24 protein-coding genes are annotated in these 26,569 nt (G+C 69.2%); 17 read left to right on the plus strand and 7 right to left on the minus strand.

Annotated features, from left to right (window positions below; translation table 11 throughout):
• The 17 genes from VM221_03170 to larE all read left to right on the plus strand — a co-directional run.
• Positions 1-575: nicotinamide-nucleotide amidohydrolase family protein (locus VM221_03170; GenBank protein ID HUT73822.1), on the plus strand; the 575-nt coding region annotated here is incomplete at its 5' end.
• Between the two features lie 27 nt (positions 576-602).
• Positions 603-1,202 (plus strand): RNA 2',3'-cyclic phosphodiesterase, encoded by a 600-nt coding sequence (gene thpR, locus VM221_03175; GenBank protein ID HUT73823.1) that lies wholly within the window; start codon positions 603-605, stop codon positions 1,200-1,202.
• Complete coding sequence (recA, locus tag VM221_03180; protein HUT73824.1) at positions 1,186-2,232, plus strand: recombinase RecA; 1,047 nt, start codon at positions 1,186-1,188, stop codon at positions 2,230-2,232. The genes thpR and recA overlap by 17 nt, the downstream gene beginning before the upstream one ends.
• Before the next feature lie 125 nt (positions 2,233-2,357).
• Positions 2,358-2,789 (plus strand): regulatory protein RecX, encoded by a 432-nt coding sequence (locus tag VM221_03185; GenBank protein ID HUT73825.1) that lies wholly within the window; start codon positions 2,358-2,360, stop codon positions 2,787-2,789.
• 210 nt (positions 2,790-2,999) lie between these two features.
• On the plus strand, positions 3,000-4,538 hold the full coding sequence (rny, locus tag VM221_03190) for a ribonuclease Y (GenBank protein ID HUT73826.1): 1,539 nt from the start codon (positions 3,000-3,002) through the stop codon (positions 4,536-4,538).
• 81 nt (positions 4,539-4,619) lie between these two features.
• Positions 4,620-5,447, plus strand: a complete 828-nt coding sequence (locus tag VM221_03195) for a TIGR00282 family metallophosphoesterase (protein ID HUT73827.1) — start codon at positions 4,620-4,622, stop codon at positions 5,445-5,447.
• Positions 5,448-5,488: 41 nt separating this feature from the next.
• On the plus strand, positions 5,489-5,758 hold the full coding sequence (locus tag VM221_03200; GenBank protein ID HUT73828.1) for a stage V sporulation protein S: 270 nt from the start codon (positions 5,489-5,491) through the stop codon (positions 5,756-5,758).
• A gap of 59 nt (positions 5,759-5,817) precedes the next feature.
• A complete protein-coding gene (locus VM221_03205; GenBank protein ID HUT73829.1) occupies positions 5,818-6,315 on the plus strand; it encodes a hypothetical protein in 498 nt (165 codons plus the stop codon).
• Positions 6,316-6,807: 492 nt separating this feature from the next.
• Positions 6,808-9,546, plus strand: coding sequence for a DNA polymerase I (gene polA, locus VM221_03210; protein ID HUT73830.1), 2,739 nt, complete (start codon positions 6,808-6,810; stop codon positions 9,544-9,546).
• A gap of 386 nt (positions 9,547-9,932) precedes the next feature.
• On the plus strand, positions 9,933-10,220 hold the full coding sequence (gene rpsO, locus VM221_03215; protein HUT73831.1) for a 30S ribosomal protein S15: 288 nt from the start codon (positions 9,933-9,935) through the stop codon (positions 10,218-10,220).
• A gap of 11 nt (positions 10,221-10,231) precedes the next feature.
• Positions 10,232-12,373, plus strand: coding sequence for a polyribonucleotide nucleotidyltransferase (locus tag VM221_03220; GenBank protein ID HUT73832.1), 2,142 nt, complete (start codon positions 10,232-10,234; stop codon positions 12,371-12,373).
• Between the two features lie 82 nt (positions 12,374-12,455).
• A complete protein-coding gene (locus VM221_03225; protein HUT73833.1) occupies positions 12,456-13,700 on the plus strand; it encodes a pitrilysin family protein in 1,245 nt (414 codons plus the stop codon).
• A 37-nt stretch (positions 13,701-13,737) separates the two neighbouring features.
• Positions 13,738-14,538, plus strand: coding sequence for a 4-hydroxy-tetrahydrodipicolinate reductase (gene dapB, locus VM221_03230; protein HUT73834.1), 801 nt, complete (start codon positions 13,738-13,740; stop codon positions 14,536-14,538).
• Between the two features lie 93 nt (positions 14,539-14,631).
• The gene (cysK, locus tag VM221_03235) at positions 14,632-15,558 is read left to right on the plus strand and encodes a cysteine synthase A (GenBank protein ID HUT73835.1); all 927 of its coding nucleotides are present in this window, start codon (positions 14,632-14,634) and stop codon (positions 15,556-15,558) included.
• Positions 15,559-15,738: 180 nt separating this feature from the next.
• Positions 15,739-16,986, plus strand: coding sequence for a DNA methyltransferase (locus VM221_03240; GenBank protein ID HUT73836.1), 1,248 nt, complete (start codon positions 15,739-15,741; stop codon positions 16,984-16,986).
• Between the two features lie 138 nt (positions 16,987-17,124).
• The gene (locus tag VM221_03245; GenBank protein HUT73837.1) at positions 17,125-17,925 is read left to right on the plus strand and encodes a sulfide-dependent adenosine diphosphate thiazole synthase; all 801 of its coding nucleotides are present in this window, start codon (positions 17,125-17,127) and stop codon (positions 17,923-17,925) included.
• A 37-nt stretch (positions 17,926-17,962) separates the two neighbouring features.
• Complete coding sequence (larE, locus tag VM221_03250; GenBank protein ID HUT73838.1) at positions 17,963-18,802, plus strand: ATP-dependent sacrificial sulfur transferase LarE; 840 nt, start codon at positions 17,963-17,965, stop codon at positions 18,800-18,802.
• A gap of 42 nt (positions 18,803-18,844) precedes the next feature.
• On the opposite strand, the gene VM221_03255 is transcribed toward larE, so the two are convergent.
• The 7 genes from VM221_03255 to hisS all read right to left on the minus strand — a co-directional run bounded on the left by VM221_03255 (position 18,845) and on the right by hisS (position 26,493).
• Positions 18,845-19,393: a hypothetical protein gene (locus VM221_03255; protein ID HUT73839.1), complete on the minus strand. Its 549-nt coding sequence runs from the start codon at positions 19,391-19,393 to the stop codon at positions 18,845-18,847.
• A 157-nt stretch (positions 19,394-19,550) separates the two neighbouring features.
• A complete protein-coding gene (locus VM221_03260; GenBank protein HUT73840.1) occupies positions 19,551-20,558 on the minus strand; it encodes a hypothetical protein in 1,008 nt (335 codons plus the stop codon).
• Between the two features lie 88 nt (positions 20,559-20,646).
• Positions 20,647-21,633: an inorganic phosphate transporter gene (locus VM221_03265; protein ID HUT73841.1), complete on the minus strand. Its 987-nt coding sequence runs from the start codon at positions 21,631-21,633 to the stop codon at positions 20,647-20,649.
• The gene (locus tag VM221_03270) at positions 21,626-22,252 is read right to left on the minus strand and encodes a DUF47 family protein (GenBank protein ID HUT73842.1); all 627 of its coding nucleotides are present in this window, start codon (positions 22,250-22,252) and stop codon (positions 21,626-21,628) included. The genes VM221_03265 and VM221_03270 overlap by 8 nt, the downstream gene beginning before the upstream one ends.
• Positions 22,253-22,399: 147 nt before the next feature.
• The gene (gene rnc, locus VM221_03275; GenBank protein HUT73843.1) at positions 22,400-23,125 is read right to left on the minus strand and encodes a ribonuclease III; all 726 of its coding nucleotides are present in this window, start codon (positions 23,123-23,125) and stop codon (positions 22,400-22,402) included.
• A 101-nt stretch (positions 23,126-23,226) separates the two neighbouring features.
• A complete protein-coding gene (aspS, locus tag VM221_03280) occupies positions 23,227-25,065 on the minus strand; it encodes an aspartate--tRNA ligase (GenBank protein HUT73844.1) in 1,839 nt (612 codons plus the stop codon).
• A gap of 171 nt (positions 25,066-25,236) precedes the next feature.
• Positions 25,237-26,493 carry a histidine--tRNA ligase gene (gene hisS / locus VM221_03285; GenBank protein ID HUT73845.1) on the minus strand — a complete coding sequence of 419 codons (1,257 nt, stop codon included), beginning with the start codon at positions 26,491-26,493 and terminating at the stop codon, positions 25,237-25,239.
• Positions 26,494-26,569 lie beyond the last annotated feature (76 nt).

Here is a 26,569-nt window from a genome sequence, read left to right on the forward strand (position 1 = left end):
AGCATCAGGCCGCTGCCATGCTGGAGGACCTGGAGGCGGCGGTGCGCGCCCGCGCCGGAGGCTTCCTCTATGGGCGCGACGACGAATCGCTGGAGGCGGCCCTGGGCGCCCGCATGCGCGCTGCCGGGCTGACCCTGGGGATAGCGGAATCCTGCACCGGCGGCCTCATCGGCCATCGCATCACCCAGATCCCCGGCAGCTCTGACTACTTCCTCGGCTCGCTGGTGACCTATGCCGATCAAGCCAAGATCGAACTCCTGGGCGTGCCGGCGGCGGTGCTGGCCGAGCACGGCGCGGTGAGCGAGGAGACGGCCCGCGATATGGCTTCGGGAGCGCGGGCGGCGCTGGGCTGCGACCTCGCGCTCGCGGTAACAGGCATCGCCGGCCCCGGTGGCGCGACCGAGGGAAAGCCTGTTGGCCTGACCTACGTTTGCCTCACCGGGCCGCAGGGCGTGACATGTGAGGAGCATCGCCTGGGCGGTGCCCGTGAAGCCGTCAAGTGGCGCGCCTGCAATGCGGCGCTGGCGCTCGCCCTGCGGGAGACGGAGAGGCTGGCGGGCGCACGCATAGAATAGGAGGCTGGAGTTCGGGAACCCGCGGTCATGCGCGCGTTCATCGCGGTCAATATGGGCGACGACTTACGCCGGGCGCTCGCGCAGGCCCAGGAGCGGCTGCGGGCGAGCGGCGCGGATGTGAAATGGGTGCGCCCCGAGGGCATCCACCTCACGCTCAAGTTCCTGGGCGAGGTGGATGACGACCGCGTCCCCGCGATCGCGGAGGCGGTGGCGGCGGCGGTAACGCCAAGAGCGCGGTTCCGCTTGCGAGTGGAGGGGATCGGCGGATTCCCTTCGCCTACCGCGCCGCGCGTGATCTGGGCGGGGGTGAAGGATGGCGCACGCGAGCTGGGCGAGCTCGCGCGGCGCGTGGAAGACGCTCTGGAGCCGCTGGGCTTTGCGCGCGAGCAGCGGGAGTTCAGCGCGCACGTGACGCTGGGGCGCTGCCGGTCGCCGCGGGGACGCCCGGAGTTGGCGGCGCGGATGCGCGAGCAGATCGAACGGCAGTTGGGGGAGATGGAGGTGGCGCGCGTGGAGCTGATGCGCAGCGACCTGCGACCGACGGGTCCGATCTATACCAGCCAGCGGGAATTCGCGCTCGGCGAGGCGCGGGGCGAACGGGGGAGCGATGATGACGGACAAGGCTAAGGCATTGGAGCTGGCCATCGGCCAGATCGAGAAGCAGTTCGGCAAAGGCTCGGTCATGCGCCTGGGCGAGAGCACCTCCCGCCTCAAGGTGGACGTGGTCCCGACCGGGGCGCTCGGCCTCGACCTCGCGCTGGGCGTGGGCGGGCTGCCGCGGGGGCGCATTGTCGAGATCTTCGGCAACGAGGCCTCGGGCAAGACCACCCTCGCCTACCACGTCATCGCCGAGGCCCAACGCGCGGGCGGCACCGCCGCTTTCGTTGACGCCGAGCACGCCCTCGATCCGAGCTACGCCAAGGCGGTGGGGATCAACCTCGACGAGCTGCTGCTGTCCCAGCCCGACACCGGGGAGCAGGCGCTGGACATCGCTGACATGCTGGTGCGCAGCGGGGCGATTGACGTGTTCGTGCTCGACTCGGTGGCGGCCCTCGTCCCCCGGGCGGAGCTGGAGGGAGAGATGGGCGACTCCCACGTCGGGCTGCAGGCGCGCCTCATGAGCAAGGCCATGCGCAAGCTCGCGGGGTCGCTGTCGAGCACGCAAACCGTCGGCGTTTTCCTCAACCAGCTCCGCGAGAAGATCGGCATCATGTTCGGCAACCCCGAGGTCACCCCCGGCGGCCGCGCGCTCAAGTTCTGGTCGTCAGTGCGCATCGAACTGCGCCGCATCGAGAACCTCAAGGTGGGCACCGAGGTCATCGGCACCCGCACCCGCGCGCGAGTGGTGAAGAACAAGGTGGCTCCGCCGTTCCGCCAGGTGGAGTTCGACATCATCTACGGCAAAGGCATCTCCCGCGGCGGCAGCCTGCTCGACGTCGGGCTGGGACTGGGCCTCATCGCCAAGTCCGGCGCCTTCTTCAGCTTCGGCGACACCCGCCTCGGCCAGGGGCGCGAGAACGCGCGCGCGACGCTCGAGACCGACGCCGAGCTGGCGGGCGAGATCGAGCGGCGCATCCGCGAGCACGTCGGCGGCGCCGAGCCCGTGGCCGTGGCCGCGGATGTGGCCGCGGATGAGGACGACGGGGGGCAGGAGTAGCGGGCGCGGTCCCTCGCCCGGCGCGGACGCGGCACTGCCTTGCCCCCTCGAGCGAGGAGCACGGACTGACCGACGAGGCGCAGCGAACGCAGGTCGAGCGGGCGCGGGAGGCGTGCCTGCGCCTGTTGGATTACCGAGCGCGCAGCCGGTGCGAGCTGCATGACCGGCTGCGGCGCAAGGGATTCGATGAGCGCGTTATCACGGCGACGCTGGAGGAGTTGCAGGCGGCAGGTCTGGTGGATGACGAGGGCTTTGCACGGGCGTGGGTACGGGAGCGCCTGGCAAGCAACCCTCGCGGCTCGCTGGGACTGCGCTGGGAGCTGCGCGGCAAGGGCGTAGATGAAGAGCTGATCCAGCGCGTCCTGGCCGAGGAGATGGGGCGCGGGCGCGAGCTGGAGGCGGCGCGGCAGGTGGCCGCCTGCCATGCGCCGCGCTCGGGCGAAGATGAATCCGCATGCCGCGCCCGGCTGCTGCGGGCGCTCCGGCGGCGGGGATTCACCTTCGAGGTCATAGAAGCGGCGCTCGCGCAACGGCGCGAGGCCGTGCCCGACCGGTAGGGGGCCTGGTAGCCAGGTCCCGAGGTCATGGGGAAGGCGCCCGCAGCCTCAGGTGTGGCCGCCCTGGCGCCTGTACCTGCGGGCGGGTCGCGCGTGGTCGCGGCGCGCCTGCGACGCGGACGCCGGTGCTGACGGCGCCGCGCGGATGCCATAGGGGCCGGCGGAGTGATTCTCCCGCCCGTCGGTCTCCGCCAGAAGGGAGTTGCATAGATGGAACCATGGGTGGTTGTATTGTTGGTTGCAATCGGCTGGGTCGCGGCGATCGCGACCGCATGGTTGTGGGCGCGCGGGCAACACCGCAGCGTCCGCGGCAAGCGCCAGGAGGCGAGCCGCATCCTGGAGGACGCGCAAAAGGAGATTGACGCCCTCAAGAAAGAAGCCCTGCTGGAGGCGAAGGACGAGGCCCATCGCCTGCGCACCGAGATTGACGGGGAGAATCGCGAACGCAGGGTCGAGCTCCAGCGCGCCGAGCGCCGGATAGCGCAGAAAGAGGAGAACCTGGAGCGCAAGCTCGAAGGGGCGGACCAGCGCGAGCGCGTGATCGCCGCCCGCGAGCAGGAGCTGGAGAAGGTGCGCGAGGAGCTGGCGGCGATCAAGGAGCGCGAGCTGGCGGAGCTGGCGCGGGTGTCGGGGGTGACGCCGCAGGAGGCGAAGGCGCTGCTGCTCAAGCAGGTGGAAGACGAGGTGCGCCACGAGGCGGCGAAGCTGGCGCGCGAGATCGAGGAGGCGGCGCGAGAGGAGGCGGAGAAGAAGTCGCGCGAGATCCTGGCGCTCGCCATTCAGCGCTGCGCGGTGGACCAGGCGGCGGAGACGACGGTGTCGGTCGTACCCCTGCCCAGCGATGAGATGAAGGGGCGCATCATCGGGCGCGAGGGGCGCAACATCCGCGCCTTCGAGGCCGAGACCGGGGTTGATCTCATCATTGACGACACCCCGGAGGCAGTGGTGCTGTCGGCCTTCGACCCCGTGCGCCGCGAGGTCGCGCGCATCGCCCTGGGCTACCTCATCAGCGACGGGCGCATCCATCCCGGGCGCATCGAGGAAACCATCGCGCGCGCGCGCAAGGAAGTCGAGCAGCAAATCGCCGACGCCGCCGAGCGCGCGGTGCTCCATACCGGGGTCACGGGCCTGCACAAGGAGCTGACGCGCGCCCTGGGCCGCCTCAAGTTCCGCACCAGCTACGGGCAGAATGTGCTCGACCACTCGGTCGAGGTCGCCCACCTCGCCGCCGTCATGGCGAGCGAGATCAACGCGTCGGTGGCGGTCGCCCGCCGCGCGGGGCTGCTGCACGACATCGGCAAGTCGGTGGACTTCGAGATGGAGGGCACCCACGCCGCCATCGGCGCCGACATGGCGCGCCGCCACAAGGAGAGCGAAGAGATCGTCAACAGCATCGCGGCGCATCATGCCGAGGCGCAGTTCGGCTCGGTGGAGGCGGTGTTGGTGCAAGCGGCCGACGCGGTGTCCGCATCGCGGCCGGGCGCGCGCAAGGAAACCCTCGAGACCTATATCAAGCGCCTGGCCAAGCTCGAGGAGATCGCCGAAGCCTGCGCCGGCGTGGACAAGTGCTTCGCCATCCAGGCCGGGCGCGAGGTGCGGATCATCGTTCGTCCGGAGCAGGTGGACGATCTCGGCGCCGGCCGCCTGGCCAAGGAAGTAGTGCAGAAGATCGAGGAGGGGATGGACTACCCCGGCCAGATCAAGGTCACCGTCATCCGCGAAACGCGGGCGGTCGAGTACGCGAAATAGGGTGGGGCGGTAGCGGGGTCGCGGCCGTCTCGGCTGCGACCGCACAGGGCAGGCCGAGGGGCGACTGCTTCGCCACGGGCAATGAATCTACTGTTCATCGGCGATATCGTGGGGCGCCCGGGCCGGCGCGCGCTGGCGCAGGCGCTGCCGGGGATGATCGAGCGCTGGCAGGTTGATTTCGTCGTCGCCAACGGCGAGAACGCCGCCGCCGGCTTCGGCATCACCGCCTCGGTGGCGCAGGAAGTCTTCGCCGCCGGGGCGGATGTCATCACCACCGGCAACCACGTATGGAATAAGAAGGAAGCGGAGCAGTTGCTGGCGCAGGAGCCGCGCGTGCTGCGCCCCGCCAACTACCCGCCGGCCGCTCCGGGACGGGGGGCGGCGGTGTTTACCACCCGCGCCGGCGTCGCGGTCGGCGTGCTCAACCTGTGTGGGCGGGTATTCATGGACTGTGTGGACTGCCCGTTCCGCGCCGCCGAACGGCACGTCGCCGAATTGCGCGCGCAGGCGCCGGTGGTGGTGGTGGACATGCACGCGGAGGCGACCAGCGAGAAGCTGGCGATGGGGTGGATGCTGGACGGGCAGGCGAGCGCGGTGATCGGCACGCACACGCATGTGGCGACGGCGGACGCGCAGGTGCTGCCCGGGGGGACGGCGTATATGACCGACGTCGGCATGGTGGGCCCGCGGGACTCGGTGCTGGGGATCGACCCGGAGCAGATCATTCACCGTTTCGCGACCAGGCTGCCGGTGCGCTTCAAGCTGGCGGGCGGGCCGGTGGTGGTGGGCGCGGCGGTGGTGGAGATTGACGAGGAGTCCGGACGCGCGCGCAGCATTAGGCCAGTGCGGCAGGTAGTGCTGGAACCCGCCGGTGAGCCGGCGGCCGACAGCGCGGATCAAGAGCAGTAGACGGCAGCTAGCAACCAGGACCCAGCTAAGGAGGCCTCATCATGGAGGTCCTTCGCGTATCAGCAAAGTCGAACCCGAATGCCGTGGCCGGCGCCCTCGCCGGGGTGGTGCGCGAGAAGGGCTGTGCGGAAATGCAGACCATCGGCGCCGGCGCCCTTAACCAAGCGGTCAAGGCGCTGGCGATCGCGCGGGGCTTCATGGCGCCCTCCGGCGTTGACCTCATCTGCCGCCCCGCCTTCGCCGACATCCAGGTGGACGGCCAGGAACGCACCGCCATCCGCCTCATCGTCGAACCTAAACAGGACCGGTAAGGATTGCACCTGCGCGGCGCTCGTGGTCTGGCATGATGCCGGGCGCCCGTCCATTAGTTATGGATACCTCGACATCGCTGCAGCAGTGGGAGCAGCCGCTGGATGAGCTGCTCGCCGACTATCAGCATCGCATCGCCTACGGCAACCTGCGCTCGCAGCGCTCGCAATGGACCGGCAGCGGCGTGGTGGTGAACTTCGCGCTGGTGTACGAGCTGCCCGGCGGCTCCAGCAGCCAGATCAACATCGAGTACCACGCCGAGGAGAACCATTTCCGTTTCCTCGATGTTGACACCGCCGAGGAGCGCGTGTGCGGGGACCCCGCAGAGGCGCTGCAAATGCTGCGCGAGAGCATCGCCCGCATCCCCGCCCGCCGCCTGCAGCGCCTGCGCGAGGACATTGACCGGTGGTTCGGCCAGGGCAAGTCCAGCCGCGACATGTTCCTGGAGATCAACAAGCTCCTGCAGACCGACTTCAAGGGCGGCAGCCTTACCCACCAGGAACTCAAGGCGGGCATCGGCTATATCCTGGCGCTGGGCAAGCAGAACGGCAACCACTGACGGCGCGCGCCCGAGGTTGCGCGCGATCGCCTCTGTGCTCTCTCCTTGGCTGCTGCGCGAAGCCTACTTCGCTCTGCGAAGCGGGGGTGGCGACACTTCGCCACGACCGCTTCGTCCGCCGCCGATGCCGGGAGGCGGCACCCGCAGCTTGACCCGCGACGACTGCGGGCTCCCAGCCATCGGCAACAGCGGCATCAGGGCGGATGTCATTCCGAACGACTTGTCCCCCGTAGCATTGGCGAAGGGGGAAGTGAGGAATCTCGGTTCGGAACGAGATCCCTCGCCGCCGCTCGGGATGACAGTCAGCCGGTTTTTCGGGTAGACTCTTATTCGATATTACTCGTTCGACACCGCCGGATCATCCCCTTGCGCGCGTGTGGCCGGCCTTGGCCGCTTGGCGGCACATCCGCCTCCCGGGTGGGTGCGGTTTTCCCACCGGCCGCACCCGGGTGCAGGTGGGCGCGGCGCCGTTCGCGAAATCTGAACGCGCCCATGACCGAAAGCCGCAACCAGTCCCCCAAAGCGCGGCCGCGCCTGGTGCTGATAGACGGCAACAGCCTGCTCTATCGGGCGTTTTTCGCGCTGCCGATGCTGACCACCTCGGCGGGCGAGGTCACCAACGCCATCTACGGCTTCACCGTCATGCTCTACAAGGTGCTGGAGGAGGTGCGGCCCGACTGCGTCGCGGTGTGCTTCGACCTGCCCCGCCCCACCTTTCGCCATCACCGCTACGCCGAATACAAGGCCACCCGCGCGCGCACCCCCGACGAGCTGCGCGCCCAGGTCGAACTCGCCAAGGACCTCCTGCGCGCCATGCGCATCCCCATCCTCGAGCAGGAGGGCTACGAGGCCGACGACGTCATCGGCGCCATGGCCCGCCAGGCGGCGGACGCGGGCCACGACGTGCTGGTCGTCACCGGCGACCTCGACACCCTGCAGCTGGTGTCGGAGCGCGTGTCGGTGATGACCACCAAACGGGGGATCACCGATACGGTGATCTATGACGAGGGTGCCGTGCGCGCGCGCTACGGCGTCGCCCCGCGGCAGCTGCCGGACCTCAAGGCGCTGGCCGGGGATGCCAGCGACAACATCCCCAGGGTGCCCGGGGTGGGCGAGAAGACGGCGTCGAAGCTGGTGCAGGAGTTCGGCGCGGTCGAAGAGCTGGTGTCCCACCTCGACCGCGTGGACAATCCCAAGCTCGCCGACGCCCTGCGCATCCACGCCGAGCAAGTGGCCGTGTCCAAGGATCTCGCCACCATCCGCACCGACGTCGGCACCGAGTTCGACCTCGAAGCGTGCCGCGTTGGCGCGCCCGACGCGGACACGCTCGCCGACCTCTTCCGCCGCTTCGAGTTCAAGTCGCTGCTGGGCCGGCTCGAGACTCGCGAAGAGGCGGAGCCGCGCCTGGCGATCATCGCGGCGGCGCCGCAGGCGGCGAAAACTGCGCGGCGCCTGCTGGCGGCGGAGCGATGGGCGTTCATCTTCACCTATCGCGGCGCCGACGGCCTCAAGGGGGAGGTGACGGGCGCGGCCTTTTTCGCGCGCGACATCGGGCCGTGCTTCATTCCGCTGGCGGACGCGGCGGGCAACCCGCGCGATGACCTGTGGCAGGCCCTGGCGCCGGTCTGGGCCGACGGCAAGGTGCCCAAGGCCACCCACGACCTCAAGGGCGCCTACAATGCCTTGCGCCGCCGTGGGCAGGCCCTGGCGGGCGGCGGCTTCGACACCCTGCTCGCCTCCTACCTGCTGAACCCGGCGCGCCAGACCCATCGCATCTGCGACATCGCCTTCGACCAGCTCCAGACCACCCCCGGCGAGGAGCTGGATGTCGCCAAAGCGTGGCAGCAGGGCGACGTCGAGGGCGTCGCTCATCAGGCCGGACGCTGGGCGCGCCAGGTCTATCAACTGGAGCCGGTGCTGCGGGCGCGGCTGGAGGAATCCTACCTGACAGAGCTGTATGAGACCGTCGAGCTGCCGCTGACGCGCGTGCTGTCGGACCTGGAGCTGGCGGGGGTCAAGCTGGACGTCGCGCATCTCCAGCGTCTGTCGGCCGACCTGGCGCGGCGCATCTGCGAGCTCGAGCAGCAGATCTACGCGCTGGCGGGCGAAGAGTTCACCATCAACTCCCCCAAGCAGCTGCGGGTGATCCTGTTCGACAAGCTCGGCCTGCCCGCGGGCAAGCGCACCAAGACCGGCTACTCCACCGGCGCCGAGGTGCTGGAGGGGCTGGCGGACGAGCACGGGATCGCGCGGCGCATCCTGCAATACCGCGAGGTCGCCAAGCTCCAGTCCACCTATGTCCAGGCGCTGCCCCGGCTGCTCGACCCCGCCACCGGGCGCGTGCACACCTCTCTAAACCAGGCGGTGACCGCGACCGGGCGGCTGTCGAGCAGCGACCCCAACCTGCAGAACATCCCGGTGCGCGGCGACCTCGGCCAGACCATCCGCCGCGCCTTCGTCGCCGGCGAGCCGGGGTGGGTGCTGCTGGCGGCCGACTACTCGCAGATCGAGCTGCGGGTGCTGGCGCACATCGCGCGCGACGAGAACCTGCTTGCCGTCTTCGCCGCCGGCCACGACCTCCACACCCAGACCGCGTGCGAGATCTTCCGCGTCCCGCCCGCGCAGGTGGATCATGACATGCGGCGCTTGGCCAAGGTCGTCAACTTCGGTATCGCCTACGGCATGACCGAGCACGGCCTCGCCCGCGACATGGGGGTCAGCCAGGCCGAGGCGCGGGACTACATCGCCGCCTACTTCCGCCGCTTCCCCGGGGTGCGCGACTACATGGACGCGGTGATCGCCGAGGCGCGGCGCACCGGCTACGTCACCACCCTCCTCGGCCGCCGCCGCGCCCTGCCCGATCTCCACAGCCGCGCCCGCAACCTGCGCGAGTTCGCCGAGCGCACCGCCATCAATACCCCCATCCAGGGCAGCGCCGCCGACATCATCAAGCTCGCCATGCTCGCGCTGCACCGCGAGCTGGGGGGCGGCGACCGTGATGTGGCACAGCCGCCCCCGGCTGCGTCCGACCGCGCCGGCGGCGCCTTGCGCGCCCGCATGATCCTGCAGGTGCACGACGAGCTGCTGCTGGAGCTGCCCCAGGACGAGTTGGCCACCGTCGCTCCGCTGGTGCGCCGCTGCATGAGCCGGGCCTATGCGTTGGCGGTGCCGCTGGTGGTCGAGCTGAAGGCCGGCCCCAACTGGGCGGACATGGAGACGGTGGACGAATAGCGGCCGGCGGTGAGGCCATCGCCCAAGTCACAGGCCAAGCGGCTGTGCCACACCGTTCGGACCGGCCGATCTGGAGAACGGTCCCTACGCCATGGTGCGCAGCCGGCACCCGAGTGTTCAGAACGGAGCTGCTGTGCCGGTCAGCGTTTACATGTACCGTAGGATGTGCTATGATTCGGGGGTGGTTGCCGCGCTCCCGCGCCGCAGCAGCCGGCCGGTACCAGTAGTCAGAAGCCAGCGGGCCAACCGACGCGCCCCTTGACTTCTGACATCTGATTACCGGCCGCCTGTACGCGCAAGCTGGACGCTCGGCGCCGCCAACCAAGGACAGCGCGCGTTGACGAGCTATCCAGCCAACCCGAAGCGCAGGAGGTAGCAAGCAGGCGATGCCCATACCGACCGAGCGAAAGGCGCAGATCCTGACCGAGCACAAGCTGCACCAATCGGACACCGGGTCGCCGGAGGTGCAGGTGGCGTTGCTGACCGAGCGCATCAACCAGCTCACCGATCACCTTCGCCAGAACCGCAAGGATCATCATTCGCGCCACGGCTTGTTCGCGCTGATCGGACACCGTCGTCGGCTGCTCACCTATCTGCGCAACCGTGATGTCGAGCGCTATCGTTCGCTGATCGGCAGGCTGGGGTTGCGGGATACCATCGGCTCGCGCGGATAGGAGCCGACAACATGGCCGAAGTACACGTGGCGCCGGGCGGCAAGGAGCTGTCGCTCGAGAGTGGCACCCTTGCCCGCCAGGCGAACGGCGCCGTGGTCGTCCGCCAGGGCGACAGCATCATCCTCGCCACCGCAGTCTCCTCCGACCGGATGCGCGAGGGCATAGATTTCCTTCCCCTCACCTGTGACTACGAGGAGAAGCTCTACGCCGCGGGGCGCATCCCCGGCAGCCGCTTCATCAAACGCGAAGGGCGCCCCAGCGAGCAGGCGATCGTCACCGCCCGCCGCATTGACCGTCCGCTGCGTCCGTTGTTCCCCAAGCACATGCGCAACGAGACGCAGATCATCGTCATCGTTCTCTCCGCCGACTCCGAGAACATGCCCGACATCCTGGGCATGGTCGGCGCGTCGGCCGCGCTCACCATCTCCGACGTCCCCTTCGACGGCCCGGTGGGGGCGGTGCGCATCGTGCGCATTGACGAGCAATTCATCATCAACCCCACCTACGAGCAGCGCGCGATGAGCGCGCTCGAGCTGGTGGTGGCGGGCAGGCGTGACGGGGTGGTGATGGTCGAGGGCTCGGGGCAGCAGGTGCCCGAGGCGGTGGTGGCGGAGGCAATCGAGCGCGCCCAGCAGGCGGTGCTCGAGGTCATTGACGCCCAGGAGCGCCTGCGCGCCGCGATCGGCCAGCCGAAGCGCGAGCTGGCCGCCCCGGCCACGGACGACATCGCGGCGGCGCTCGCCCCCTACGCCCCGCAGATCCGCGAGGCCATCCAGTCGCCGGACAAGAAGGGTCGCGAGCGCGCGATGCAGGAGGCGTCGGCGGCGGTGATCAAGGAGGTGCGGGAGCAGTTCACCGAGCGCGCCGCCGAGGTCAGCGGGGAGCTGGACAACCTCATCAAGCGCGAGCTGCGTCATCTGGTGCTGGAGCAGGGGCGGCGGGCTGACGGCCGCCGGCCCCACGAGTTGCGCGCGCTGGGGTCACATGTGGGGCTGCTGCCGCGGGCGCACGGGTCGGCGCTGTTCACGCGCGGGCAGACCCAGGTGCTGTCGGTGGTGACGCTGGGCGGCACCGGCGAAGGGCAGATCGTGGACGCCCTGCCGGAGGAACGCACCAAACGCTTCATGCATCACTACAACTTCCCGCCCTTCAGCGTGGGCGAGGCGCGGATGCTGCGCGGGCCGAGCCGCCGCGACATCGGCCACGGCAACCTGGTGGAGCGGGCGCTGGAGGCGGTGCTGCCGCCGGAGTCGGAGTTCCCCTACACCATTCGCGTGGTGTCGGAGGTGCTGGAGAGCAACGGGTCGAGCTCGATGGCCAGCGCCTGCGCCACCAGCCTGGCGCTGATGGACGCGGGGGTGCCCATCGCCGCGCCGATCGCCGGCATCTCCATCGGCATGGTCAGCGATGACAGCCGTCACGCTCTGCTGACCGACATCCAAGGCGTGGAGGATTTCAACGGCGACATGGACTTCAAGGTCGCGGGCACCCGCCAGGGGCTGACGGCGATCCAGATGGACGTCAAGTGCGGCGGGCTGTCGCACGAGGTGCTGCTGGGCGCGCTGGAGCAAGCGCGCCAGGCGCGCATGCAGATCCTCGACCACATGGCGACCACCCTGGCCGCGCCGCGGCCCGACCTCGCGCCCCACGCCCCGCGCATCTTCACCATCGAGATCCACCCCGACAAGATCGGCGCCATCATCGGCCCCGGCGGCAAGATCATCAAGAAGATCGAGGCCGATTTCGGCGTCAAGGTGGACATCGAGCAGGACGGCCGCGTCTTCATCGCCGCCACCGACGGCGCCGGGGGGCAGGGTGCGCTCAAGACCATCGAGGATCTCACGCGCGATGTCACCATCGGCGAGACCTACGTCGGCCGCGTCGTGCGCACGACGCCCTTCGGCGCCTTTGTCGAGCTCATGCCGGGTCGCGACGGCCTCATCCATATCTCCCAGCTCGCGCGCGAGCGCGTGGAGAAGGTCGAGGATGTGGTCAACGTCGGCGACGAGGTCATGGTCAAGGTCATAGACATAGACCCCCAGGGCAAGGTGCGGCTGACGCGCAAGGGCCTCTTGCCGGGCGCGGAGGAGGATGACGACGCCCGCCCGCCGTACCGCCCCGCGGAAGGCAGACGCCCCCGGCGCGGGCGCTAGCAGCCCGGCGCCGCCCGCGGCTCAACTTCACGCAGGTAGGGGCACAGCGTGCTGTGCCCCTACGCTTGTTCGGGATAGGACGATGAGGCACCGCCCGCAAGACATCACTGATTGCACCCTGGACAACGGCACTCGCGTGGTGGTCGAGCACATGCCGTGGATGCGCTCGACCGCGATCGGCATTCACCTCCCAGCCGGCGCCGCTCACGAACCGCCGACGCGGCGCGGCGTCAGCCACTTCATCGAGCACATGCTGTTCAAGGGCACCGCCCACCGCAGCGCCGCCGCCATCGCCCAGGCCATGGACGACGTCGGCGGCACCCTGAACGCCTTCACCGAGCACGAGTACACCTGCCTCTACGCGCAGGTGATGACCGAGCACGCCGAGCTGGCGATGGAGCTCATGGGCGACATGCTGGGCGCTTCGCGCTTCGACGCGGAGGAGTTCGAGCGCGAGAAGGAAGTCGTGATCGAGGAGATCATGAAGGCCGAGGATACGCCCGAGGACCGCGTCCACGACCTGTTCGCGGAGACCATCTGGCCGGAGCATCCCCTGGGGCGGGCGATCCTGGGTCAGGAGCAGGCGGTACGGCGGCTGTCGCGTGACGCGGCGCATGCGTACTTCCGCGCCAGTTACGGCGCGCGCGGGATGGTGCTCGCGGTCGCCGGCAGCCTGGAGCCGCAGGCCGCGGTCGAGCTGGCGCGGCGACATGTCGGCGCGCTGACGGGGTCATCGCCTGGGGGCTGCTCCCCCGCCCCGCAGCCGCATCCCGGCGAAGCCTACCTCGCCCGCCCCACCGAGCAGGTGCACTTCTGCATCGGCTGCGAGGGCTTGGCGACGACGGATGATGACTGGTGGGCGCTGGCGCTGGTGGAGTGCGTCCTCGGCGGCGGCATGAGCAGCCGCCTGTTTCAGGAGATTCGCGAGAAGCGGGGTCTGGTGTACAACATCGGCAGTTACCTCGCCGGCTACCATCGCACGGGGCTGCTCGTCGCCTCCGGCGGCGCGCGCCCGGAGCGCTGGCCGACGGTGCGCCGGCTGGTGTTGGCGCAGGCGCGGCGCCTGTGCGAGGACGGCGTCTCCGCTGAGGAATTGGAGCGCGCGCGCAACCAGATCAGGGGAGGGATGGCGCTCGCGCTGGAGAACACAAGCTATCGCATGCGGCGGCTGGGCGCGTCGGTCCTCTACTGGGGGCGCGTCCTGCCGGTGGCGGAGGCGATGGTTCGCCTCGACGCGGTGAGCGTGGCCCAGGCCCACGCCGTCGCCCGGCGCGTCCTGGGGGCGCGGCCGCTGCACATGTCCGCGGTGGGCCCGCAGCAGGGCTAGCCCCGGTCGGGCGCTCGCGAGTCAGGAGGAGGCAGGGATGTCCACCACCCCGATTACGGTTGTGGTCAGCGGCGCGTGCGGCAAGGTCGGCCGCCACATCGTGCGCGCCATCGCCGGCGAACCGGATATGCGCCTGGTGGCGGCGGTGGATCGCAAGCGCGTCGGCCAAGACGCCGGCGGCATCGCCGGCGTCGCCGCTCTCAATGTCGCCGTCAGCGACGACCTCGCCACTGCCATTGACTCCGCCAAGCCCCAGGTGATGGTGGACTTCACCACCCCCGACGCGGTCAAGGACAACCTGCGCACCGCGCTGCGGAAGCGGGTGGCCTGCGTCGTCGGCACCACCGGCCTGACCCCGGCGGACCTCGCCGACCTGGGCGCGCTGTGCCGCGAGCACGCAACCCCCGCGCTGGTGGCGCCGAACTTCGCGATCGGCGCGGTGCTGATGATGGAGTTCGCGGCGCAGGCGGCCAAGCACTTCGACGCCGCGGAGATCATCGAGCTGCACCACGATCAGAAGCTGGACGCGCCCTCGGGCACCGCGCTGCGCACCGCCGAGATGATGCGCCACGTCGAGGGCAGCCGCCTGGGCGCGGAGCCGCGCCCAGCTGATGCCCAGCCTCCGCGCGGGCAGGCAGCGGGCGCCCTGCGCATCCACTCCGTGCGCCTGCCGGGCCTGGTCGCCCACCAGGAGGTCATCTTCGGCGGTCTCGGCCAAACCCTCACCCTCCGCCACGACTCCATCAGCCGCGACTCCTTCGTCCCCGGCGTCCTGCTGGCGATACGCAAAGTGCGGTCGCTCGAGGGCCTCACCTGCGGGCTCGAGCGCGTGCTGTAGGCGACACCGGCGTCCCACCCCGGCGAAGACCGGGGCACTCGCGGCGGCGGGCGGGCGTGCCTGTGAACGACACCGCTGTGACAGGAGGCGACGTTGAAGATCGCGCAAGATGTGACTGAGCTGACGGGCAACACGCCGCTGGTGCGCCTGCGCCGCGTGACCGACGGGGCGGTGGGGACGGTGGTGGCCAAGCTGGAGATGTTCAACCCCTGCGGCAGCGTCAAGGATCGCATCGGGGTGAGCATGATCGAAGCGGCGGAGCGCGAGGGGCGCATCGGGCCGGAGACGGTTGTCATCGAGCCCACCAGCGGCAACACCGGTATCGCGCTGGCGTTCGTGTGCGCCTCCCGGGGCTATCGGCTCACGCTGGTGATGCCCGACACCATGAGCAAGGAGCGCCGCGACATCCTGCGGGCGCTGGGGGCGGAGTTGGTGCTGACGCCCGGCGCCGAGGGCATGCCGGGGGCGGTGGGCAAGGCGGAGGAGCTGGCTGCCGCCGACGTGCGCTGCTTCATACCCCAGCAGTTCAATAACCCCGCCAACCCCCAGATTCATCGCCGCACCACCGCCGAGGAGATCTGGAATGATACCGACGGCATGGTGGACATCCTGGTCGCCGGGGTTGGCACCGGCGGCACCATCACCGGTGTGGCGCAGGCCCTCAAGCCGCGCAAGTCGTCGCTGCGCGCGGTCGCGGTCGAGCCTACCGGCTCGCCGGTGCTGTCGGGCGGCGGGCGCGGGCCGCACACCATCCAGGGCATCGGCGCGGGGTTCGTGCCCGAGGTGCTCGATATGAGCCTGGTGGACGAGGTCATCACCGTCAGCGATGACGACGCGCGCACCATGGGCCGCCGCCTGGCGCGCGAGGAGGGCTTGCTGGTGGGCATCTCCTCCGGCGCGGCCTGTTGGGCGGCGGTCGAGGTCGGCAAACGCGCGGAGAACCGCGGCAAGCTCATCGTCGTCGTGCTGCCGGACACCGGGGAGCGGTACCTGTCCACGCCCATGTTCGCGGAGGGGTGAGGGGGAAATGAGGGACTGGCTGTGGATTTCTCCGGCCCGTCCCGAGCGAAGCCGCGGGGAAATCCGTTGCCTGTCCCCATTTCCCCAGCTTGTTGGACAAGCGCCTCCCTTGCCAGTACTTGCCATGCGGCAGGACACCCCACCCAGCATGGCGAACAAACGCTCCGAGGACGTAGCGCGGTGGCAGTTCAGCTTTCCCTGACCAACGAGGAGAAGAGGGTGGTCGTGTACCGCGGAGGCGACCGCCCCACGGCGCCGCGTTCGGTAACGCCCGAAACGCCGCTGTGCGATCTCAACCTCAACTGGCGCGAACGCGACTTGCCCGAAAGGGAGCGCACCAAGCACGTTCACCGGCTTCATCCCTACCTGGGCAAATTCATACCTCAACTCGTGGAAGTCTTCCTGCGCAAGTACTTCAAGCCGGGGCAGACAGTGCTTGATCCCTTCGTGGGATCGGGCACGACGTCAGTCCAGGCGAATGAGCTTGGAATCAACTCTGTCGGGTATGATGTCTCGGCGTTCAACGTGCTCCTGTGTCGAGCCAAGACCGCACGGTATGACCTGCCCGTCATGCGGGCCGAGTTAGTGGACATCCTGGCCAAGACCAAGGCTGCGACCAGCCCGCAGCGCGAGGGCGGAATGTGGCCGCAGGAGATTGAGGCGGGAACCGGAGGCATCGGCGATGACGGCCGAGAGTACCTCAGCGCATGGTTTGCGCCGCAGGCCCGCCGCGAGCTGCTGACTTACTGTCATTTCATCCAGAGTGGCGGCTACCGATATGCCGACCTGTTGAAGATTGTTCTTTCGCGCGCGGCGCGCTCGGCGCGCCTCACAACGCACTTTGACCTCGACTTCCCGAAGCGGCCACAGACGGAGCCGTATCGGTGCTACAAGCACTCGCGCACTTGCAAACCGACGACGGAGGCGCTGAAGTTTCTGGAGCGGTACACGTTGGACACTATCCGGCGCATCGGAGAATACGCTGTCGTGCGCACGGACGCAAACGTGTCAGTTCGCCACGAGGACAGCAGAAACGCGGCGCTCCCCCCGGTTGACGGCGTCATCACCAGCCCGCCCTACGTAGGATTGATTGACTATCACGATCAGCACGCATACGCCTATGAGCTTCTGGGGCTGGAGGACAAGCGGGGTTGGGAGATCGGCCCCGCGGCTAACGGTTCAAGCGAGCGGGCGAAATGCGAGTATCAGCAGGCCATCGCCGCGGTATTCAGCAGCGCCGTGTCTGCCATGCCGCCAGGCGGGCGTCTGATCGTCGTCGCAAACGATAAGTTCGACCTCTACGGGCCTATCGCGGACTTGGTGGGCGTGGAGGTGGAGGCCGTGGTGCAAAGACAAGTCAACCGCCGGACCGGACGGCGCTCCGGCGAGTTCTACGAGAGCGTCTTCATCTGGCGCAAGCAGTCATGACCGGCGGGACGAGTGGGCACAGCCGGGCCTTTTCCGATATAATGTAGTCAAGGGTTGAGCGGCACATCGGGGCGGCGCCGGTTGCGACGGCGCTGCCTCAATTTTCATGCCCCGTCGGGCGGGGCGGAGGGATAGGCAATGGCTGAGAAACCGAGGACCTTCGCAGCGGTAGGCGAGAAAGAGGTTACGCGGGCCATCATCGGCCAGTTTTCGCGGCAGTTCATGGACTATGTTGACAGCGACGTCATCATCGTCGGCGGCGGGCCCTCGGGGCTGATGGCGGGGCGCGAGCTGGCGGCCCAGGGCTACCGCACTTTCATCATCGAGCGCAACAACTACCTGGGGGGCGGGTTCTGGATCGGCGGCTACCTGATGAACAAGCTGACCGTGCGCGCGCCGGGGCAGGAGGTGCTCGACGAGCTGGGCGTGCCCTACGAGGAGGCGACGCCGGGATTGTATGTCGCGGACGGCCCGCACGCCTGCTCCAAGCTGATCGCGGCGGCGTGTGACGCCGGGGTCAAGATCGCCAGCCTGACGGTGTTCGACGACATCGTGCTGCGCGAGGGCAACCGGGTGGCGGGGGCGGTGGTCAACTGGACGCCGGTGGCGGCGATGCCGCGCGAGATCACCTGCGTGGACCCCATCGCCCTGGAGTCGAAGGTGGTGATTGACGCCACCGGACACGACGCGCAGGTGGCGCGCAAGCTGGAGGCGCGCGGGCTGCTGAAGACGGTGGGCTTCGGCGCGATGTGGGTCGAGCGCAGCGAGGACCTCATCGTCGAGCACACCGGCGAGGCGCATCCCGGCCTCGTCGTATGCGGGATGGCGGTATCCACCGTCTATGGGCTGCCGCGCATGGGCCCGACCTTCGGCGCCATGCTGCTGTCGGGCAAGCGCGCGGCGCAGGTGGCGGCGGAGATGCTGGGCGCACGATCGTAGGTGCGCTGCGCCGCGCCAGGGGAAGGTGGCTATGCAGATGGACGAAACTCACGCCAAACTGGAGCGCCTGCGCCTGATCCTGCGCGAGATGAGCGGCGCGCTCATCGCCTACTCGGGGGGGGTGGACAGCACCTTTCTGCTCAAGGTCGCGGCGCAGGCGCTGGCGGCCGACCGCGTGCTGGCGGTCACCGCCAGCGCCGAGACCTATCCCGCCCAGGAGCTCGAAGCCGCGACCGCATTAGCCCAGCAACTCGGCGTCCGCCACCAGGTGATCGCGACCTCGGAGCTGGGGATTCCCGGTTTCTCGGACAATCCCCCCAATCGCTGCTACTACTGCAAGCAGGAGCTCTTCAGCAAGCTGCTGCAGGTGGCGCGAGAGCGGGGGCTGGACTGGGTCTGCGACGGCTCCAACCGTGACGATGAGGGCGACTGGCGCCCCGGCATGGAGGCCGCGCGCGAGCTGGGGGTGCGCAGCCCCCTGCAGGAGGCGGGGCTGACCAAGAGCGAGATCCGGGCCCTCTCGCGCGAGCTGGGGCTGCCGACGTGGGACAAGCCGTCCTATGCCTGCCTGGCCTCGCGCTTCCCCTACGGCCAGCGGATCACCGCCGAGGAACTGGTCAAGGTGGATGCGGCGGAATCGTTCCTGCGCGGGCTCGGCTTTCGCCAGGTGCGAGTGCGACACCACGGCGAGATCGCGCGCCTGGAGGTGGCGCCGGAGGAACTCGACCGCCTGCTCGATCCGGCGCTGCGGGAACAGGTCGTGCAGCGGCTGATGGAGCTCGGCTACAGCTACGTCGCCGCCGACCTGCGCGGCTACCGCAGCGGGAGCATGAACGAGCCGCTGGCCGGGCAGGCGCAGGGCGGGATGGGAAGCTAGCCCGCCCATGCTGTGTCAGCGCGTTGGCGCCGGTGCGGGCCTCTAGGGACGGCCGAGGCCGGTTTTCCACAGCTGTTGCAGGTCGCGCGGGCTGACGGGCGTATCACCCCCTATGGCTTCCTGGCCCATACGCACCATGTCCACGCGCCAGCGCTCTTGTTCCCACACCATGTATACTCGCCACGTGGTGGCATCCGGGCTCGCCCCGGCTTCGGTGGGCACGGCGCCCAGGGTGATCTCGGCACTGGTGGCATCGCGCTTGATTGAACGCACCACGAAGGAGAAGGGCGGGTGCGCAGCCGCAGCCCGTTGCGCCAGGATCTCGGGGCCGAGCATGTCGCGGCTGCGCATCGACAGCAGCTCGTACATCGCCTTGACGTCGCCTGATGCATCGGCACGCAGAAACGCGGTCAGCGCGGCGGTCGGCGAGCAGCGCACGTGCCACAGGTAACCGCCGAGGCCGGTGACGAGAACCGCGGCGATGAGGGTCGAAGCGGGGACGGAGCGACGGCGTCTGCGCCGCACCGGGGCCGGCTCGGGGCGCGCCGGTGCCGGCAAGCGCCGGTAGCAGCGCCAGCAGATGGTGTCCACGACGGCGACTTCAGTGCCGCAATTCGGGCATTTCCTCGGCTTGTCCGGTGTAGCCATCGCGCGAGTGCCCCTGTGACAGCGATCTTCCCGCAACCAATGGATGCTTCGACGCCGAGGCGCGTGATTCCTGCCGGTCAGCCGGCGGCCGCGGCGGCGGTCAGCATTCCTCCACGATCAGCCCCTGACGGGAAATGCGGTATTCGAGGTGGGTCGCCCCTCCGGCTTCCAAGGCGGCGATGACTTGTGGGCGCTTGTCGGGGGCCGCGACGGTGATCATGCAGCCTCCGCCGCCGGCGCCGCAGATCTTGCCGGCCCACGCCCCGGCCTCCGCCGCGGCCGCCATCAGGGCCTCTATGCGGGGCGTGGTTACCCCCTCGGCGAGCTGCTTGCGGTTCTGCCACTCCTCGTCCACCAGCTCGGCGAAGCGCGTGAGGTCCCGATCGGCCAGGGCTTCGTTCATGGCGAGGGCGGTGCGCTTGATCGCCGCCATGGAGGCGCGGTTGTGGCCGAGGTTCTCGATGTAGGCTTTGAGCATGTTCCAGTTGCTGGTGCCCGAGAACCGGGTCTCGCCGGTAAAGGTGAGGATGACGCTGGTTTCCAGTCTGCGCAGGAAGTCCTCGTCCTCCACCACCGGCTCGCGCTCCTCGCCGTCGAGGCGAAATCGGATGGCGCTGATGCCGCCGTAAACGGCGGCGAAGTAATCCTGCTTGCCGGTGGGGACGCCGATCGCCTGGGCCTCGATGTTCGCCCCCCAGTTGATGTAGTGCTCGGGCGCGAGGTTGGTGCGGTTGAGGCGGTCGAGGGCGGCGGTGAGGGCGATCAGCAGCGATGACGAGGCGCCCAGTCCGGAGCCCTGGGGCACGGTGTTGCGAGTGATGACATTGATGCCGCTGCGCGGCGGGTAGAAGCGGACGATGCGCGCGACGAAGCCTAGCTCCCGGTCCGCCGGGAGCGCGGCCAGGTCCGGGGCTTCGAGGGTGGCGCCCGTGTCCTCGGACCGCAGGCTGATGACCGCGTCGGCACGCGGCTCGACGGTGACCTGGCTGGCGAGGTCAATGCCGGCGTTGATGGTCACGCCGCCATCGGTGAAAACGTAGAGGGGATAGATGTCGAGGGTGCCCCCGGCCAGGTCCATGCGAGTGGGCGCGGTCGCGCGAATGGCCATGACGGAACCTCCAGCGAGAGAAGTGTCCGGCTGCGGAGCTCGGTTTCTGCGCGGCGGTCGCCATTCCCTGCGCGCGCCGCGGGGACGGCTATAGAAAGCGGCCAACGACGGTGTAGGCGATGGCGCCCAGCACCCCGGCCACCGGCGGGGTAAGCACCCACGCGAGAACGATATTGCCGGCCACCCCCCAGCGCACGGCGGACAGGCGCTTGGAGGCGCCGACGCCCATGATGGCGGAGGAAATGACGTGGGTGGTGCTGACGGGGAGGCCGAGGTGGCTGGCGGTCTGAATGACGGCGGCGGCGGAGGTCTCGGCGGCGAAGCCGTGGATGGGCTGGAGGCGGATGATGCGCATGCCGATGGTGTGGATGATGCGCCAGCCGCCGACGGCGGTGCCCAGCCCCATCGCCGCCGCGCACACGAGTTTGACCCACATCGGGACGACGAAGGTCTGCAGGTAGCCGGCGGTGACCAGAGCCATGGTGATGATGCCCATGGACTTCTGGGCGTCGTTGGTGCCGTGGCTGAAGGCCATGAAGGCGGCGGAGACGACTTGCAGGCGGCGGAAGTGAGCGTTGATGCGAGCCGGGATCGCGCGGCGGAAGGCCCACAGCAGCATCACCATCACCGCGAGGCCGATGAAGAAGCCGACCAGCGGCGACGCCAGCAGCGAGCCGAAGATGTCGCCGAGGCCGCGCAGGTTGAGCACCCCCCAGCCATCGTAGGCGACGGCGGCGCCGATGATACCGCCGACCAGCGCATGCGAGGAGCTGGAGGGCAGGCCCCAGTACCAGGTGAGGAGGTTCCAGGCGATGGCGCCGATGAGGCCGGAGAGGATGACCGCCTCGGTCACGGTGTGCGGGGAGACGATGCCCTGGCCCATGGTCTTGGCGACTTCGGTGGAGACGAGGGCGCCGACGAAGTTGAGCACCGCGGCCATCACTACCGCGCGCATGGGGGTGAGGACGCGGGTGGAGACCGAGGTCGCGATCGCGTTGGCGGTGTCGTGAAAGCCGTTGATGAAGTCGAAGATGACCGCGGCCGCGACCACCAGAACGGTGCGGGGGCTAAGCATACTTCACGACCACGCTCTCGATGACGTTGGCGATGTCCTCGCACTTGTCAATGGCCATCTCGACGTGCTCGTAGATCTCCTTCCACTTGATGGCGTCCATGGGGCTGCCGTTGCCGCGAAAGAGCTCGGCCAGGGCGCGGCGCGAGAGGCGGTCGCCGTCGTTCTCGAGGCGGTTGATCTCGATGCAGTGGTCGAGCAGGCGCCGCGGGCGGCGCAGGTCATGCAGGCCCGCGACGCACTTGACGATCTCGTCCGCGGCCCGTTCCAGGATGGCGACGAGGTCGCCCATGTATCTCGCGGGCTGACCGACATCATAGAGGATCATGCGATCCGCGGTCGCTTCGATGTAATCGAGGATATCGTCGAGGGTGCATGCGAGAGCGCGAATGTCCTCGGCGTCAATGGGGGTGACGAAGGTGGTGTTGAGGCGCTCCATGATCTCGTGGGTGGTGATATCGCCCTCGTGCTCGGTCTCCTCGATGCGCTTGGCCAGCTCCTCCGCGCGGTCGAAGTCATCCACCATCTGCCGCAGGTAGTGCGCGCCCTGGGCGACGTTGGTCGCCGCCGCCTCGAAGAGATCGAAAAACTCCTCATTGCGCGGGATGATCCGCAGCCGCATCTAAGCCCTCCTTGGGGGGCCTTCGCCCCATTGTCCGCAGTCGGCGCCCAACCGCGAATCTCGCTCTATCCGTCAGGGCGGGGACGCCCGCCCCACAGCCCTCTGCGTAAGACCACCAACCTCAAGGGGGAGCTCATCGCCGGTCTGCTAGCCGACGATGCGCTCCCTGCGCTCGCTATCGTCGAGGGCTTCCTGGGCCGCCTTCTGCTCGGCCTCTTTCTTGCTCTTGCCGACGCCCTCGCCCAGCAGGTGGCGGCGGAAGCGCACTTCGACGACGAAGGTCTTGTCGTGGTCCGGCCCCTCCTCCGCCACCACGCGGTAAACCGGCGGCTGCTTGTGGCGGCCCTGGATCAGCTCCTGCAGCAGGGTCTTATAATCGCGCCGGCGCTCGTCCAGTTCCAGCGCCCGCATCGGCGCGGCCAGCAGCCGCAGCACCAGCTCGCGCGCGGCGCGCAGCCCGCGGTCGAGGTAGAGCGCGCCGATGATCGCCTCCAGCGCGTCGGACAGCAGCGACGGGCGCTCGCGTCCCCCGCTCTGTTCCTCCCCCCGCGCCATCACCAGGAACTTGCCCAACCCCAACTGCCGCGCCGCCTCGTCGAGCGTGACCTCGCTCACCACCGCCGCCTTGAGCTTGGTCAGCTCGCCTTCGCTCCACTCGGGAAAATCGTGGTAAAGGTGCTCCGCCACCACCTGCCCCAGTACCGCGTCGCCCAGGAACTCCAGGCGCTCGTTGCTGGGGCTGTCGTCGCCGTCGGGGCGATAGGAGCGATGCACCAGCGCCTGCGCCAGCCGCTGCGGGCGGCGAAAGCGCACCCCCAGTCGCTGCTGCAACTCGTCCAGTTCTCGCTCGTCGGGATGGTTCGCTTCCATCATTCGCTGCTCACCGGCCGGTTTGCGGGCCGCGCCTGCCGGGGACGCCGGGCGCACCCGGCGAGACGGCTTGCGCGCGTGATCAGCGCTGCGGCCCCGCATCATCACTGCGCCTCCGCCTCGCCCGCGGGTGCCATCGGAGGCGCATCTTGGTTGCCTTTGCCCGGCGCCAGCCGCAGGCCGAGCTCCTCCAACTGCGCGGCGTCCACCTCCGCCGGCGCGCCGGTCAGGGGATCGCCGCCGGTCGCGGTCTTGGGGAAGGCGATGACCTCGCGGATGCTTTCCTCGCCCACCGCCAGCGCCACCAGGCGGTCGAAACCGAACGCAATTCCACCATGTGGCGGGGCGCCGTATTCGAGGGCCTCGAGCAGGAAGCCGAAGCGCCGCTGCGCCTCCGCGGGAGGCATGGCGATGATCTCCAGCACCTTCTCCTGCAATTCGCGGCGGTGGACGCGGAGGCTGCCGCCGGCGATTTCGTTGCCGTTCAGCACCAGGTCGTACTGCCACCCGCGCACCGCTAGGGGATCGCTGTCGAGCAGATGTTCATCCTCCGCCTTGGGCCGGCTGAAGGGATTATGCTTGGACTGGATTGACCCATCGTCGCCGCGCTCGAACAGCGGGAAGTCGGTCACCCACAGCAGGCTCGGGGACTGTCCCCGTTTTCCTCCGGGAAAATGAGGGACTGTCCCCGCCGCCGCCAACTCAGCGGCCAAACGCAGACGCAAGGCGCCCAGCACCGCGCAGGCGCGATCGCGCTCATCCGCCGCGATCAGGATCAGGTCACCCGCGCTTGCCTTGACGGCGACGACCACCGCCCGCTGCTCCTCGTCCGACAGGTACTTGGCCACCGGCGAGCGCAGCGAGTCCTCCTCCACTGCGATCCACACCAGGCCGCCCGCGCCGAGCTTGGTCGCCGTCTCCACCAGCGCATCGAGCTTGGCGCGGGAGAAGTCGCCGCAGCCGGGCGCAGCCAGCCCGCGGATGGACTTGCCCTGCTCCAGCGCCTGGCGGAAGACGCGAAACTCGGCGCGGCCGAAGCACTGGTTGAGGTCGTGCAGCTCCATGCCGCAGCGCGTATCCGGCTTATCCGTGCCGAAGCGGTCCATCGCCTCGCGATAGGTCAGCCGGTGGAACGGCGGATTCACTTCGATGCCCGCGGCGGCGAGCGCCGCCTGGGTGATGCCCTCGCTGACGGCAATCACGTCATCCTGCTCGACGAAAGACATCTCCAGGTCAATCTGGGTGAACTCGAGCTGGCGGTCGGCGCGCAAATCCTCGTCGCGCAGGCAGCGGGCGAATTGATAGTACCGCTCCGCGCCGCTGACCATGAGCAACTGCTTGAGCAACTGCGGCGACTGCGGCAGGGCGTAGAACCGCCCCGGCTGCAGCCGGCACGGCACCAGGAAGTCGCGCGCGCCCTCGGGGGTGGAGCGGATCAGCAGCGGCGTCTCGATCTCCCAGAAGCCCTCGCCGTTGAGGTAGCGTCGCACCGCCTGCGCCATCTCGTGGCGCAGGCGCAGGTTGCGCTGCATGCGCGGCGTGCGCAGGTCGAGGTGGCGGTAGCGCAGGCGCACCATCTCATCCACCGGCCGGGCGCTCTCGATCTCGAACGGGGGCGTGCGCGCGACGTTAAGAACTTCCACCCGCTGCGCGCGCACCTCCACCGCGCCGGTGGGCATGTCGGGGTTCTCGGTGCCGGCGGGGCGGCGGGTGACTTCGCCCTCGACCGCGAGCACGAACTCCGCGCGCACCGATTTCGCCGTCTCGTGCGCGGCCGGCGCCTGTGCGGGGTCGCACACGACCTGCGCCACCCCCGAGCGGTCGCGCAGGTCAATGAAGATCAGCCCGCCGTGGTCGCGCGTGGTCTGCGCCCAGCCCGCCAGACGCACCTGCTTCCCGACGTGCTCCTCGCGCAGCTCGCCGCAGTGGTGGTCGCGCTGCATCAGTCATTCTCCAATATTGATTGAACCACGAAGGCACCAAGGAAACGGGCGGAGCGGTCGTCCCGTTGGATAGGCTCAGGGCAGCCCCGGCTTCCGTTTGGAAGTGTTGGCGGGCGAGACGCCCGCCCCACCATCATCTTGCTTTTCTTTGTGTCTTTGTGCCTTGGTGGTTCATTGAGCACTGTTCAGCACCCTGACCAGGTCGTCCAAGCCCACCTCGCGCTGTTCGCCGCTGGTCATGTCGCGCATCGTCGCGGCGATCTTGCCGCCTTCGTCAGCGCCCAAGATAACGACCCGCCGGCAGCCCAACCGGTTTGCCTCTTTCATCTGCGCCTTGAGGGTACGCGCGCCGTAGTCGGCGTCCGCCGCCACTCCCGCGCGCCGCAGATCACGCAGCACCCGCAGCGACGCCGCCCGTCCGGCGTCGTCCGCGGCGGCGACGTAAACCAGGTCGGCCGCCGGCGCAGGCGCCACCGCCTGCGCCTCCATGATCAGCAGCATCCGCTCTATACCCGCGCCGAAACCGACCCCGGGCGTCGGCGGGCCGCCGAGCTCCTCGACCAAGCCGTCATACCTCCCGCCGCCGATGACGGTGTCCTTGGCCGCCAGCGCGTCGTGAATGATCTCGAACGCGGTGCGCGTGTAGTAGTCGAGGCCGCGCACGATGCGGGGGTTCACCTCGTAGTCCAGACCCAAGTCCGCGAGCGCCGATTTCAGGCCGTCGAAGTGAGCCTGGCAGGCCGCGCACAGGTGATCGAGGATAGCTGGGGCGTCGCGGGTCAGCTCGCGGCAGCGCTCGTTCTTATCGTCGAGGATGCGCATGGGATTGCGCTCGAAGCGCCCCTGACACACCGCGCACAGCTCCGCCACCACCGGCCGCAGAGCGTCCTGCAGCGCGCGCCGGTACTGCGGGCGGCACTCGGGGCAGCCGACGCTGTTGATCTCCAGGCGGCCGCCGGCGATGCCCAGCGCGTCGAGCAGGTCGCGGCCGAGGGCGATAATCTCCGCATCCAGCTCCGGCCCCGGCGCGCCGATGGCCTCGACCCCGACCTGGTGATGCTGGCGGTAGCGGCCGGCCTGGGGACGCTCATAGCGGAAGATGGGGGCGATGTAGTAGAGCTTGTGCGCGCCGGGGCGGCCGTACAGCTTGTGCTGCAGGTAGGCGCGCACCACCGGCGCAGTGCCCTCCGGGCGCAGGGCGAGGTCGCGGTCGCCGCGGTCCTTGAAGACGTACATCTCTTTGGCGACGATGTCGGTCTCCGCGCCCACGGCGCGGGCGAACAGGCCCATCTCCTCGAACACGGGGGTGCGAATCTCGCGGTAGCCGTAGCGCGCGCACAGGCTGCGGAAGCACGCCTCCAGCCGCTGCCAGCGCGGGGCGTCTTCCGGCAGGATATCCTGAGTGCCGCGGGGGGCTGAATAGCGCATTGTCGGGCAAGCCTCGGCTGAGGCGGGCAATCCTCGGCAAGCATAGCTTCGTCGGGAACGCGGGGTAATCCTTCCC

The sequence above is a fragment of the Armatimonadota bacterium genome (assembly GCA_035527535.1).
In the GTDB taxonomy this organism is placed as follows: Bacteria; Armatimonadota; Hebobacteria.

Coding starts and splice junctions, on each gene's coding strand:
- VM221_03205 (HUT73829.1), top strand. CDS start 5,818: ATGGATACCTCGACATCGCTGCAGCAGTGGGAGCAGCCGCTGGATGAG.
- VM221_03270 (HUT73842.1), bottom strand. CDS start 22,252: ATGCGGCTGCGGATCATCCCGCGCAATGAGGAGTTTTTCGATCTCTTC.
- larE (HUT73838.1), top strand. CDS start 17,963: ATGGACGAAACTCACGCCAAACTGGAGCGCCTGCGCCTGATCCTGCGC.
- polA (HUT73830.1), top strand. CDS start 6,808: ATGACCGAAAGCCGCAACCAGTCCCCCAAAGCGCGGCCGCGCCTGGTG.
- rny (HUT73826.1), top strand. CDS start 3,000: ATGGAACCATGGGTGGTTGTATTGTTGGTTGCAATCGGCTGGGTCGCG.
- VM221_03220 (HUT73832.1), top strand. CDS start 10,232: ATGGCCGAAGTACACGTGGCGCCGGGCGGCAAGGAGCTGTCGCTCGAG.
- recA (HUT73824.1), top strand. CDS start 1,186: ATGACGGACAAGGCTAAGGCATTGGAGCTGGCCATCGGCCAGATCGAG.
- VM221_03245 (HUT73837.1), top strand. CDS start 17,125: ATGGCTGAGAAACCGAGGACCTTCGCAGCGGTAGGCGAGAAAGAGGTT.
- rpsO (HUT73831.1), top strand. CDS start 9,933: ATGCCCATACCGACCGAGCGAAAGGCGCAGATCCTGACCGAGCACAAG.
- VM221_03195 (HUT73827.1), top strand. CDS start 4,620: ATGAATCTACTGTTCATCGGCGATATCGTGGGGCGCCCGGGCCGGCGC.
- VM221_03200 (HUT73828.1), top strand. CDS start 5,489: ATGGAGGTCCTTCGCGTATCAGCAAAGTCGAACCCGAATGCCGTGGCC.
- rnc (HUT73843.1), bottom strand. CDS start 23,125: ATGATGGAAGCGAACCATCCCGACGAGCGAGAACTGGACGAGTTGCAG.
- VM221_03265 (HUT73841.1), bottom strand. CDS start 21,633: ATGCTTAGCCCCCGCACCGTTCTGGTGGTCGCGGCCGCGGTCATCTTC.
- hisS (HUT73845.1), bottom strand. CDS start 26,493: ATGCGCTATTCAGCCCCCCGCGGCACTCAGGATATCCTGCCGGAAGAC.
- dapB (HUT73834.1), top strand. CDS start 13,738: ATGTCCACCACCCCGATTACGGTTGTGGTCAGCGGCGCGTGCGGCAAG.
- thpR (HUT73823.1), top strand. CDS start 603: ATGCGCGCGTTCATCGCGGTCAATATGGGCGACGACTTACGCCGGGCG.
- VM221_03260 (HUT73840.1), bottom strand. CDS start 20,558: ATGGCCATTCGCGCGACCGCGCCCACTCGCATGGACCTGGCCGGGGGC.
- VM221_03225 (HUT73833.1), top strand. CDS start 12,456: ATGAGGCACCGCCCGCAAGACATCACTGATTGCACCCTGGACAACGGC.
- aspS (HUT73844.1), bottom strand. CDS start 25,065: ATGCAGCGCGACCACCACTGCGGCGAGCTGCGCGAGGAGCACGTCGGG.